Origin of the sequence: Kribbella sp. (assembly GCF_035687465.1) — a bacterium.
In the GTDB taxonomy this organism is placed as follows: Bacteria; Actinomycetota; Actinomycetes; order Propionibacteriales; family Kribbellaceae; genus Kribbella.
Map to the genome: position 1 here is coordinate 1 of NZ_DASRXP010000216.1, position 11,076 is coordinate 11,076.

Sequence of the window (11,076 nt, forward strand, 5' to 3'; positions counted from 1 at the left end):
CCGGCCAACCGTTCGCCTACCGCGGCCGCCTGCTGCACCCCGGTTTCGTCGAGTTTCATCCCTGGGGTCCGCCCGGCCAGGACGCCGGACATGTTGGCACTGCTACGGCCGTGCCGAACCAGAATCACCGTGGGCATGCCCGCACGCTATCCGGTCCCCCCAAAGCCCCGCCTCCCGCTCCCACCTCTGATCCTTACGTCCGAAGCGACGAGGGGCCTGCCCCGCGCCTCTTCGGACGCAAGGGATGGGGTCGATGCGATCATGGCGTGGTGATCGTCGACTGTGGGGTCTACGCCGAGGGCGAACGGCAAGACCTGCCCCGGGACCCCGAGACGGTCGCGCAGGCGATCGACGACGACGGCGCCTCGTTCGGCTGGGTCGGGCTGCACGAGCCGACCGAGGACGAGATGCGCCGGGTCCAGAAGCTCTTCAACCTGCACGAACTCGCCGTCGAGGACGCCCTGAGGGCCCACGAGCGCCCGAAGGTCGAACGGTACGGCGAATCGATCGTGGTCGTCCTGCGCACCCTCTGGTACGTCGACGCCAACGACGCGGTCGAGACCGGCCAGGTCAGCGTCTTCGTCGGCAACCGGTACGTCGTGACGGTCCGCCACGGCGAAGGGGCTGCCCTGACCACGGCCCGGCAGGAACTCGAGGACCGCGCCTCGGTCCTCGGTCACGGCCCGCCCGCGGTGCTCTGGGCGATCTGCGACTCGGTGGTCGACGGCTACGAAGCGGTCGCGGAGTACGTCGAGATCGACGTGGACGAGGTGGAGTCCTCGGTCTTCTCGCCCGCACCAACCAGCGACGCCGAGCGGATCTACTTGCTCAAGCGCGAGGTGCTGGAGATGCGCCGCGCGGTCCTCCCGCTGCGCGAACCGATGGAGGCGTTCGCCCACGGTGCCGTCCCGCTGGTCAGTCGCGAGGCGGCGCCGTTCTTCCGCGATGTCGCCGACCACGTGATCCGCGTCTCCGAGCAGACCGAAGTCCTCGACACTCTGCTCAGCTCTGCCCTGAACGCCCACCTGGCCCGCGTCTCGGTCCAGCAGAACGACGACATGCGCCGCATCTCAGCCTGGGTCGCGATCGCCGCGGTCCCGACCATGCTGGCCGGCATCTACGGCATGAACTTCGACAACATGCCCGAACTCCGCTGGTACTACGGCTACTACGCCGTCCTCACCCTGATGGCCATCGTCTGCACCGCCATGTACGCCGGCTTCCGCAAAGCCGGCTGGCTCTAACCACGCCTTCCACTCATTCGCCCCGTCTTGACGTTCTGTGGACGAGTGGTCTGACACACCGCTAGACCACTTGTCCACAGAAGGTGAAAACGGGGCGAATGATCCCAGGTTTTGGCAGGGGTCAGGTGGCGGTGATGGTGCTGGTGGCTAGGAGGATGAGGATGACTATGCCTAGGAGGATTCGGTAGAAGGCGAAGACCTCGGTGGTGTGTTTGGCGACGAATCTGATCAGCCAGGCGACCGAGGCGTAGCCGACGATGAAGCTGACGATGGTGCCGACGAGGACCGGGACGGCGCCGACGCTGCCGTCGAGGGCGTGGGGTAGTTCGAAGACGGCCGCGCCGACCAGGGCCGGGATGCCGAGGAGGAACGCCACCCGGGTCGCCGCGACCCGGTCGAGGCCGCGGAACAGGCCGGCCGTGATGGTGGCGCCGGAGCGGGAGACGCCCGGGATCAGGGCGAGGCACTGGATGATGCCCATAAAGACGGCGTCGATCAGCGTGATCCGGGTCAGCGGGCGGCGTTGGCTGCCGAGCCGCTCGGCCGCGATCATGAAGAACGACCAGACGATCAACGACCCCCCGACCCACCACAGGCTGCGCAGCGGCCCGGAGATGATGTCCCTCGCGAGGAACCCGACGATGCAGATCGGCAGCGAGCCGACGATGACGTACCAGCCCATCCGGTGGTCGAACTCACCCCGGTACTCGGCGTGCCGCAGACCGCGGAACCACGCCACGGCGTACCGGCGGATGTCTTTCCACATGAAGAGCACCACGGCCGCGATCGCGCCGAACTGGATCACCGCGGTGAAGGCCGTGATGGCCGGATCGTCGATCTGCAGACCGAGGATCTTCGAGGTGATGGTCAGGTGACCGGTGCTGGAGACGGGCAGGAATTCGGTGAGCCCCTCGACGATGCCGAGGATGATGGCGTCCCAGATCGACATGGACTGTCAGTCACCGATCCCGGCGAGTTCAAGGGCCGCGGCCACGGTGCGGAGCGTGTCGATCCGTTGCTCCACGGTCGGTTCGAAGGGGGTCAGGGCGAGTGTGGTGACGCCGGCCTCGGCGTACGCGGTGAGCTTGTCGGCGATCCGCTCCTTGCCACCGAGCAGCGAGATCGAGTCGATGAAGCCCAGCGGTACGGCGGCCATCGCCTCGCGGTGCTTCTTCGCCAGGTAGAGGTCCTGGATCTCCTTGGCCTCGTCGGCGTACCCCATCCGGACCGCGAGCGCGTTGTAGAAGTTCTTCTCGCGGCTGCCCATTCCGCCGATGTACAGCGCGGTGTAACCGCGGATCGGGTCGGCGCCGGCCTCGATGTCGTCCCCGACCACGACCGGGACGGAGGCGACCACGTCGAAGTCGTCCAGGCCGCGATCCGGCCCGCGGCCGGTCCTGATGTGGTTCAACTGCTCTCCCAGGTACGACGGGTCGTTCAGGATGCCGAGCCAGCCGTCGGCGATCTCGCCGGCCAGTTCGAGGTTCTTCGGGCCGACGGCGGCCAGGTAGACCGGTACATGATCGCGCACCGGCCGGATCGAGAGCTTGAGCGCCTTCCCCGGCCCGTCGGGCAGAGGCAGGGTGAAGTACTTGCCTTCGAACGCGACCGTCTCGCGGCGCAGCGCGGAGTTCACGATGGCAACGTACTCACGCGTCCTGAGCAACGGCTGAGCGAAGCGGACGCCGTGCCAGCCCTCGGACACCTGAGGTCCGGACACGCCCAGCCCGAGCCGGAACCGGCCGCCGGAGAGCTTGTCGAGGGTCGCCGCCGTCATCGCGGTCATCGCCGGCGTCCGGGCCGGGATCTGGAAGACGCCCGCGCCGAGGTCGATGGTCGAGGTCTGGCCTGCTATCCAGCTGAGCAGCGTGGCGGCGTCCGAGCCGTACGCCTCAGCGGCCCAGGCGACGGAGAATCCGAGCGCCTCGGCCTCCCTCACCAGCCGCAGGTGATCCAGATGGTCGTCCCCACCGAGGACGAAGCTGATGTTGAGTCCGAGTCGCATGACAGGCGAGCCTAACGAGCCGATGTCGGAGGTCCGCAATAGGCTCGGCTCATGCAGCAGCGCTATCTGGGTCACAGTGGCCTGACGGTGAGCAGGCTGGGCCTGGGCACCATGTCGTGGGGCCGCGACACCGACGAGCACGAGGCCCGTGAGCAACTCGCGGCTTTCGTGGCGGCCGGCGGCACCCTGATCGACACCGCCGCGGCGTACGGCGACGGTGACAGCGAGCTGCTGATCGGCTCCCTGCTCGGCGACGTGGTGGATCGCGACGACCTCGTGATCGCCACCAAAGCCGGCTTCAGCGTCCGCCGGGGCGAGCGGATCACCGATACCTCCCGCGGTGCCCTGCTGCGCGACCTGGAAGGGTCCCTGCGGCGGCTGAACGTGGACTACATCGATCTGTGGCAGCTGCACACCTGGTCCGACGACGTGCCGCTGGAGGAGACTCTGTCGGCGCTGGACCACGCGGTGAGCTCCGGCAAGGTCCGGTACGTCGGGGTGTCGAACTACGCGGGCTGGAAGTCCGCCAGAGCCGTCACCTGGCAGCAGGCGTGGCCCGGGCGCGCAGTACCGGTGTCGAACCAGGTGGAGTACTCCCTGCTCGCCCGGGACGCGGAGGCGGATGCCATTCGAGCGGCGGGCGGCCTCGGCATCGGAGTACTGGCTTGGTCGCCACTTGGGCGCGGTGTGTTGACTGGGAAGTACCGGACGGGCATCCCCGCCGACTCCCGGGCGGCGTCTCAACATCTGTCCAGATTCGTCGACCCCTACCTCGATGGGCGAGGTTCGGGCATCGTTGAAGCGGTAGCCCGCGCTGCTGACGGGCTCGGCTGGACTCCGCTCGAGGTGGCGCTCACCTGGGTCCGGGACCGGCCGGGCGTGACGGCGGCGATCGTCGGGGCCCGGACGGCGATGCAGTTGAAGTCGGTACTGGGCGTGGAGGAGCTGACCTTGCCGCCGGCCATCGTGGCGGCGCTGGAGGATGTTTCGTGAAGAAGTTGTTGTTGTTCCGGTAGGAAATGAGGTGCGGATGGCTGAATACGAGCTGCAGCAGTTCGAGGTGTCGAGGACCGAGTCGCGCGGCGCAGTACGGCGGTTGCTCACCGAGCACGCCGAGTACGGCGGCTGGGAGCTCGCCAGGCTGAGGCGCTACCCGGACGGCACCAGGCGGGTCTGGCTCCGCCGCCGCATCATCAAGGTGATGCGGACTTTCTGATTCCGAGCGGGTCTCAGTGATCGCCGAGCAACGCGGCGATCAGCTCGCGGCGGCTTCCCACGCCGACCTTGTCGTAGGCCGCGCGGACATGCTCTTGGACCGTGTGCGGGGACAGATGCAGTTGCTCGATGATCTGCCGGGTCGACCGCCCCCGAAGGACCAGCTCGGTCACCCGTTGCTGAGCCGGCGTCAGGCCGTGAAGATCGAGCAGGAACGAGCCGAGCTGGGTCGGCGTAGCAGGCTCGATGACGACCGCGATGTGGTGATCACCCGCACCGCTCAACGTCGATGCATGGACCGCGAGCCAGCGTCCGGCCCGCGTTCTCACCTTCAGCACCGGCGCGGCCGGCAGCTCGTGAACATGAGTGAGCTGAGCCGCTGCGGCCCGCACGGCAACCGGGAGTTCCGTACGACGCATCGGGTCGTCGTGGTGGTCCAGTTCCGTCAGCCAGTGCTCCGCCTCCGGGCTGCTCGCCACCACCTCGAACCCTTTGGTCAGGACGATCACTCCTGGTCCGATCTCAGTTGCCGGACGCTCCTTCGTGGCCAGGAGGCTGCGCCGGAAACCCTCGGCCAGATGGGGACCGAGGCGCCGCACCAGGGTCAGCTCCCGCTCCGAGAACCCGGACCCGGCGTCCGCCCGATGGAGGCAGATCATTCCCCAGCAACGGCCGCCGGACCTCAGCGCCGCCCGCAGTTCGTCGCCCAGGCCGAGCGGCGCCATCACCTCGACGTACCGGGAGCTCGAGGACCAGTCACCGCGGGTCGCGTGATCCAGTGAGTTGACCGGATCCGCGGCGGCCGCCAGCGCGGTGAACTTGTTGACGTCGGACCGGCCGAACTCGTTGTCCAGGAACGCTTCCGTGACCGTGCCGAGCGGATCCTCCGCGGTCGCCGAGGTGAACAGCAGGGTGGCCGGATCGACGGTGGCGATGAAGGCGGCGTCGACGGTCAGGATGCCGCGGAGCCGGTCGAGCACCTCGGCCCGCAGGGCATCCGTCTCCAGCCCCGCGTAGCAGCGGCGGATCAGCATCTCCAGGCGATCGCCCGCGCCCATACCGTGGATGCTACGCCGGAACGACCTCGAGCTGACGGAGAAAGCCGAGCTCGTCCAGCCGTCCCCAGCGCTCGACGATGCGGCCGTCCCGCAGCCGGAAGATGTTGATCCCCGGCAGGCTGACCTCCCGGCCGGTCGGCGGCACCCCCATCACCTCGCCGGTCTGGGTACCGCCGGCCGTGAAGCGCTCGACCACGAGGTCGCCCTCGGCAATCAACTCGTGCAGCTCGCTGTGCCAGTCGGTGAAGCCGGCCCGCATCATCGTCGCGGCGGTCCGCATCCCTTCCCGATCGGCGGACACCCCGAAGGGTGGGTCGTGGTTGATGAAGTCCTCGGCGAGGTAGGTGTCCACCGCGCCCAGGTCTCCTTTGGTGAACAGACCGTCGATGAAGTCCCGAACGGTGACCTTGTTCTGCTCTGTGGCTGTCATGCCACCGATCGTGCGGCGGTTGATCGAGGCTGAATACCCCGATTAGTTGGGGTATTCACGCTCAGAGGTCGTGCTGGACCCAGACGTTGGGTTCGAGGTAGACGGCGCTGTCGTGCTCCACACTGCAGTGCACCGGCACGAGCGCTCCCGGCACGATCACGTCGCCGGTGCGGTCGAACGGCAGGCCGGTCCACTCGCGCCACTCGGCGAGCGACGCGGAAACCGTCATCGAGGTCGGCGCCACCTTCACGATCTTCCCGCCGGCCCTCACGTGCACCCGCAACCACGGATCGACCGGCAGCCCGTCCTCACGCACCTGTTCGACGTACTGCGCCATCGGCAGCGCGGCGGCTGTCTTCCCATTCGGCCGGACGGGTGCGTACAGGGTGCTGTGACCCTTGGCCTTGACCGCATCGCGCATGGCTCCGACCATGCGGTGCGAGAGCCCGCGGGCGCGGTGGGTCGGCTTGATCATGATCTCCAGGGCGCTGGAGACATTCGTGGCGCGGCCGAGGCGGTGGTCCTCGCTCCCCCACTGCAGCACCTGGTCCCAGCCGCGCGCCGGGAGCTCCGGCCGCCCCTCGATCGGGAAGGCGAACGGGATGCTGCGCGCATGCGCGACCACCTCGCCGTCCTCGGTCGCGATCAGGCACTGATCCGGGAACTCCTTCGGCACCGCGCCGAGCAGCGCGTCGGCCACCAGATCCTCTTTCATGAACTCGGGCCAGGAATTCCAGAAGTCGCCCAGATAGGGCACGACATCAGGCCGCTCGGCCAACGTGGTGATCACGATCTCCGTCATGTTCCGCATTCTGACAGCCCCTGGTTTTCCGCGCCTCCCGGTTTCTCCTGGCCGGCAGCACTCCCAGCGCCACCAGGCAGGTGACCAGGCCGGCCCCGATCAGCGTGTGCTCAGCCCCGATCACCGCCAGCACCGGTCCCCCGATCAGCAGGCCGGCCGAACTGCTGGCGTTCACCACGACTGACTGGCCCGACAACAACGCACGCCGCTGCGCACCTGCCGACGTCCAGGTGATCAGTGCCGTGATGGCCCCGATTCCCAGCACGATGGTCACACCCGAAAGAGCTCCCAGTACTGCGACCGCGGCCGGTGTGGTCCAGACACCCATGCCGATCCAGCAGCTCCCGACGACGGTCCAGGCGATCGCGGTCAGCGGTACCGGTGGGAATCGCCGGATCAGTGCCAGGGAGATCAACGTGCCCACCACCGAGCCGACGCCGTACCCGGACATCCCGGCGGCCACGTAGACGCCCGGCTGACCTCGCTCGGCACCGATCACCGACAGACCGAGCGTGAACGCGAACCAGGTGAAGCATCCCGCCCCCCGGACGATCCAGCCGTAGAGCACGTCACTCCGCCCGACCAGACTGGCCCGGATCGACGGCAGCTCCCGGATCGCGGGAGAGCGCTCCCCGGTGACGCTCACTGCGAGCAGCCCGGCGACCAGAACCGTCCCGGCTTCGACCCACAGCAAGCCATCAGTGAACCCGGCCGCGATCGCCAGCGCGCCGAGCGGTGGACCGACCACCATGCCTGCGCGCCTGATCCCGTCCTGCCAGGTCAACAGCAGCACCGCCTTGTCAGGTCCCCAACGGTCACCGGTGTCGGCAAGTAGAGCCGCTCGACCTGGCGTCGCCAACGCATCTCCGCAACCCAGCAGGAGTCCGCTGGCAATCAACACCTCCGGGCCTAACAAACCGAGCACGGCCGCAGCCGGAACCATCGCCAGCGCAACCGCCTGTACTGCGGCGACAACCGCCAACCGTGGACCGGAATCGACCCACTGCCGCGCTTTCCTGGCCCACCACGGCGACAACACCACTGGAATCCCCGACGCGCCACCCGCCAATCCGGTTGCCGCGACGGAGCCTGTCTGCTGCAGAACCACCAACGGGAAGGCGACCTGCGTGATCCGGTAGGCCAGATCCGCAGTACCGCTTCCTGCCAGGAGAAACAGCGCGTCTCGCCGCGCTCTCCCAGCTGCTGTTCTCATGCATCGATCCTGGTCCGGAGAGCGCTCCCCAGGTAGCCGGCAACAATCATCCGGCGGCCATAGGCTGTACCTATGACTTCATCACCATCGGTCGAAGACCTTCGCCTGGTGCTGGCGATCAGGCGGACCGGTTCGGTCGGCACGGCGGCGCGCGAACTGCGGATCGCCCAACCGTCCGCATCCCAGCGACTGGCCCGGCTGGAACGCGCCTGCGAGACCCAGCTCTTCGAGCGAGACACCCGCGGCGCCCGGCCGACCGCAGCAGGAACAGAACTGGCCAGGCGCGCTGAGCACATCCTCGGCCACCTCGAGGAGGTGTACGGCGCGACCAGGTCCGCAGCGGCCGGGACCCGCCTGGTGATCGGCACATTCAGCAGCCTGGCCCCGATCCTGTTCCCCATTCTGGACGCCGAGCTGACCGACATCGACATCGAGCAACAGGTGGACCATGGTCAGTTCCTGGTCGAGAAGGTTGCCGAAGGCACCATGGACGCTGCGTTCATCGCGATCGCCGACCAGATGGTTCTTCCTCGCGGCACGGTCGCGCATCCCGTCGGCCGCGACCACCTGGTCCTCTTCGTCCCACCCGGCGTGGCCCTGCCCGGGACAGGCAAGCAACCGCTGAGAGAGCGCGATCTCCCGTTCTCCACCTACGACCGCGGCATCGAGGAGATCCGCAACCGCCTGATCGCTCTCGGCGCCCGCGCCCGCCGCGGCGTCACCCTCGGAACCACGGTCGCGATGGCTCGCCGCCGCTCCCAACTCGCCCTGGTCCCCCGCAGCGCCCTGGCCGGCGAACTCCGCCCCGGCGAGCAGTTGGTCCCAGCCCCCTTCCGCTACAGCCTGACCCTGAGCGTCGTGACCGGCACCACGCCACCTCCGACCTTCCTACCCCTACTCCCCCAACTCCGCCGATCCCTGAACCTCACCCGTCCAACACCGCCCCGCTGACCGACAAGTGCCTCACCTGTCTCAGCATGAGACAGCGCGTCACCCGCCGCCGGTGAGAATGTAATGATCTGAAAGTGAGCAAACGGGTAGCGGTCACCGGCAGCAGCGGCAAACTAGGCAAGGCGGTGGTCGATCACCTGCATGACCAGGGCTGGGACGTTGTCGCCCTGGACCAGGCACCGCCCACTCGGCCCGACGTCAGGTCGACGCGGGTCGACCTGACGGACTTCGGACAGGCCTACGAAGCCATGGCCGGCATCGACGACAGGTATGACGGTGTCGACGCGTTGGTGCATCTGGCGGCGATTCCGGCTCCTGGGCTGCGGCCGAACGCTGCGACGTTCCACAACAACATGACCACGAGCTACAACGTGTTCTCCGCGGCGCTGCGGGCCGGAGTACGGAACATCGTCTGGGCGTCCAGTGAGACGGTTCTCGGCCTGCCGTTCGACGAGGCCCCGCCCTATGTGCCGGTCGACGAGGAGTACCCGCCGCGGCCGAACAGCACCTATTCGCTGGTCAAGACGCTCGAGGAGGAGCTCGCGCGGCAGTTGTGCCGCTGGCATCCCGACCTCAAGATGCTCGGCCTGCGGTTCTCGAACGTGATGTATCCGGAGGACTACGCGAGATTCCCCTCCTTCGACGCCGACGCCCGGCTGCGGAAGTGGAACCTCTGGGGCTACATCGACGCCCGCGACGGCGCTCAAGCAGTACGCCGGGCCCTCGAATTCGACACCACCGGCACCGACGTCTTCATCATCGCCAACGCCGACACCGTGATGTCGCGGCCCAACGAAGAACTTCTGGCCGAGGTATTCCCCGACGTACCGGTTAAGAAGCCCTTCGGCCCGAACGAAACCCTCCTGTCCATCGACAAGGCGCGGCGGGTCCTCGGCTACGAGCCCGAGTTCTCCTGGCGAACCTCATAGCCAGCCGCGGCGGGCTGCGGTAAGGCTGGCCTGGAAGCGGGTTGAGGCGCCGAGTTGCTGCATCAGCCGGTGGATCCGCCGCTGCGTGGTCCGCTCGCTCCAGCCCTGGGAGCGAGCGATGGCCGCATCGGTGAGGCCGGAGGCGAGCAGTTCCAGCAGGCAGCGGGTGTCGTCGTCCGGCTGTGTCGGGTCGCCGCCGGCGGTCGGTCCGCCCTCCGACAGTGCGACGGCCCGCTCCCATTCGCCTTCGAAGAGGGACTCGAGCGCGACGAGCATCGGCGACTGGTGGATGAGGTAGGCCGCCGACTGACCGCCGGCCGCCAGGCTGAACGGGATGATGGCCACCTGGTTGTCGCTGATCACCAGTTTCAACGGCAACTCGGGCCGGACCCGGGCCTTCTCCCCCGCCCTGATACTGGGTCCGATGTCGGAGTTCATCCGTCCGGGCCAGGCCACCGCCTCCTGGCTGTAGATGACCCGATGGATCACGCCGCTCCGCTGCCGCTCGATCTGTACGTCGAGGTGCATCCCCGGCCGGTCGACGTACGGCGGACGATCGAACGCCCGTACTTCGCGCCGAGCGTCAGCCGTCAACCGGGCTACCGCCGAGCTGATGTCATCGCGGTCGGTGAGCAACTCGACCGCCATCTCCGGATGCGTGATCCGGGCCGCCTCGCGGTAGGTCTCCATCAATCGGTGGACCACTGAACGCGCCTCGTCCAGCCGATGCTGCTGCACGTCGATCAGAGCGGCCACCGCGACGTCGGGGACGGTGGCGGAGAAGCGAGGTGGCCGTCCGGCGGCCCGGGTAGCGAGGCCATCCCTGACCAGAGCGGACAGGAGCCGCCCGACAGTAGCCGCGGTCAGTCCGCAAGTCTCGGCCAACTCGGAGGCGGTGCACTGCGGCAGCCCAACCAGGGCGGTATAAACCCGCTCTGTTTCGTCCGTGAGTCCCAGGACGTTCAGTTTCATGAATCCTCCGCCGTGCTGGTGGCGACTCTCCGCCACCCGGCGTACTTCAGCCACCAACATTCCTTGTGCCGCTGCTGTCTCCGTTGACATCCTCCATCAGTAGGAGGCGTAGTGCCCGCCCGGTCCACGCCCGCCTCACCTACCTCATCAAGTGGCAGCCGGCGCCAACCCGGCCGCCCGCTGGATGCTGCCCGCTGCGTCCTGATCGAAAGGCCTGCCCATGCACCCTGCTCATCCCCGCTACAGACGGCACGGCG

General features: G+C 67.9%; 13 protein-coding genes. 5 read left to right on the forward strand and 8 right to left on the reverse strand.

The genetic code is table 11. The features are described from left to right. On the reverse strand, positions 1 to 137 hold a 137-nt coding region (locus tag VFG33_RS10840; RefSeq protein WP_325025125.1), incomplete at its 3' end, for a histidine phosphatase family protein. Between the two features lie 129 nt (positions 138 to 266). Here VFG33_RS10840 and corA point away from each other — a divergent pair. Beyond that, entirely contained in the window at positions 267 to 1,244 is a 978-nt protein-coding gene (corA, locus tag VFG33_RS10845) for a magnesium/cobalt transporter CorA (protein WP_325025099.1), read from the forward strand. Positions 1,245 to 1,365: 121 nt separating this feature from the next. Here corA and VFG33_RS10850 read toward each other — a convergent pair whose 3' ends face one another. Further along, on the reverse strand, positions 1,366 to 2,193 hold the full coding sequence (locus VFG33_RS10850) for an undecaprenyl-diphosphate phosphatase (RefSeq protein ID WP_325025101.1): 828 nt from the start codon (positions 2,191 to 2,193) through the stop codon (positions 1,366 to 1,368). Positions 2,194 to 2,199: 6 nt separating this feature from the next. Then, the gene (locus tag VFG33_RS10855) at positions 2,200 to 3,249 is read right to left on the reverse strand and encodes an LLM class F420-dependent oxidoreductase (RefSeq protein ID WP_325025103.1); all 1,050 of its coding nucleotides are present in this window, start codon (positions 3,247 to 3,249) and stop codon (positions 2,200 to 2,202) included. Between the two features lie 51 nt (positions 3,250 to 3,300). Between VFG33_RS10855 and VFG33_RS10860 the strand changes: the two genes are divergently transcribed. Then, positions 3,301 to 4,242 (forward strand): aldo/keto reductase, encoded by a 942-nt coding sequence (locus VFG33_RS10860; RefSeq protein WP_325025105.1) that lies wholly within the window; start codon positions 3,301 to 3,303, stop codon positions 4,240 to 4,242. A 37-nt stretch (positions 4,243 to 4,279) separates the two neighbouring features. Beyond that, positions 4,280 to 4,465 (forward strand): DUF5703 family protein, encoded by a 186-nt coding sequence (locus tag VFG33_RS10865; RefSeq protein WP_132191327.1) that lies wholly within the window; start codon positions 4,280 to 4,282, stop codon positions 4,463 to 4,465. A 13-nt stretch (positions 4,466 to 4,478) separates the two neighbouring features. Here the strand turns inward: VFG33_RS10865 and VFG33_RS10870 are convergent, their stop codons facing one another. From VFG33_RS10870 to VFG33_RS10885, 4 genes are all read right to left on the reverse strand, one after another. Beyond that, a complete protein-coding gene (locus VFG33_RS10870) occupies positions 4,479 to 5,522 on the reverse strand; it encodes a LuxR C-terminal-related transcriptional regulator (RefSeq protein WP_325025111.1) in 1,044 nt (347 codons plus the stop codon). 10 nt (positions 5,523 to 5,532) lie between these two features. Continuing rightward, on the reverse strand, positions 5,533 to 5,952 hold the full coding sequence (locus VFG33_RS10875; protein WP_325025112.1) for an ester cyclase: 420 nt from the start codon (positions 5,950 to 5,952) through the stop codon (positions 5,533 to 5,535). Positions 5,953 to 6,013: 61 nt separating this feature from the next. Next, positions 6,014 to 6,754 (reverse strand): GNAT family N-acetyltransferase, encoded by a 741-nt coding sequence (locus VFG33_RS10880; protein ID WP_325025115.1) that lies wholly within the window; start codon positions 6,752 to 6,754, stop codon positions 6,014 to 6,016. Further along, on the reverse strand, positions 6,714 to 7,967 hold the full coding sequence (locus tag VFG33_RS10885; protein WP_325025117.1) for an MFS transporter: 1,254 nt from the start codon (positions 7,965 to 7,967) through the stop codon (positions 6,714 to 6,716). Before VFG33_RS10885 ends, VFG33_RS10880 begins: the two co-directional genes overlap by 41 nt. 72 nt (positions 7,968 to 8,039) lie before the next feature. Here VFG33_RS10885 and VFG33_RS10890 point away from each other — a divergent pair, with 72 nt between their 5' ends. Both VFG33_RS10890 and VFG33_RS10895 read left to right on the forward strand, forming a co-directional pair. Then, entirely contained in the window at positions 8,040 to 8,918 is an 879-nt protein-coding gene (locus tag VFG33_RS10890) for a LysR family transcriptional regulator (protein ID WP_325025119.1), read from the forward strand. Between the two features lie 74 nt (positions 8,919 to 8,992). Continuing rightward, on the forward strand, positions 8,993 to 9,847 hold the full coding sequence (locus VFG33_RS10895; protein WP_325025121.1) for an NAD-dependent epimerase/dehydratase family protein: 855 nt from the start codon (positions 8,993 to 8,995) through the stop codon (positions 9,845 to 9,847). On the opposite strand, the gene VFG33_RS10900 is transcribed toward VFG33_RS10895, so the two are convergent. Next, on the reverse strand, positions 9,842 to 10,819 hold the full coding sequence (locus VFG33_RS10900; RefSeq protein WP_325025123.1) for a helix-turn-helix domain-containing protein: 978 nt from the start codon (positions 10,817 to 10,819) through the stop codon (positions 9,842 to 9,844). The genes VFG33_RS10895 and VFG33_RS10900 overlap by 6 nt on opposite strands. Positions 10,820 to 11,076: the final 257 nt, after the last annotated feature.

Coding starts and splice junctions, on each gene's coding strand:
- VFG33_RS10900 (WP_325025123.1), bottom strand. CDS start 10,819: ATGAAACTGAACGTCCTGGGACTCACGGACGAAACAGAGCGGGTTTAT.
- VFG33_RS10870 (WP_325025111.1), bottom strand. CDS start 5,522: ATGGGCGCGGGCGATCGCCTGGAGATGCTGATCCGCCGCTGCTACGCG.
- VFG33_RS10855 (WP_325025103.1), bottom strand. CDS start 3,249: ATGCGACTCGGACTCAACATCAGCTTCGTCCTCGGTGGGGACGACCAT.
- VFG33_RS10865 (WP_132191327.1), top strand. CDS start 4,280: ATGGCTGAATACGAGCTGCAGCAGTTCGAGGTGTCGAGGACCGAGTCG.
- VFG33_RS10875 (WP_325025112.1), bottom strand. CDS start 5,952: ATGACAGCCACAGAGCAGAACAAGGTCACCGTTCGGGACTTCATCGAC.
- VFG33_RS10850 (WP_325025101.1), bottom strand. CDS start 2,193: ATGTCGATCTGGGACGCCATCATCCTCGGCATCGTCGAGGGGCTCACC.
- VFG33_RS10890 (WP_325025119.1), top strand. CDS start 8,040: ATGACTTCATCACCATCGGTCGAAGACCTTCGCCTGGTGCTGGCGATC.
- VFG33_RS10880 (WP_325025115.1), bottom strand. CDS start 6,754: ATGACGGAGATCGTGATCACCACGTTGGCCGAGCGGCCTGATGTCGTG.
- VFG33_RS10885 (WP_325025117.1), bottom strand. CDS start 7,967: ATGAGAACAGCAGCTGGGAGAGCGCGGCGAGACGCGCTGTTTCTCCTG.
- VFG33_RS10860 (WP_325025105.1), top strand. CDS start 3,301: ATGCAGCAGCGCTATCTGGGTCACAGTGGCCTGACGGTGAGCAGGCTG.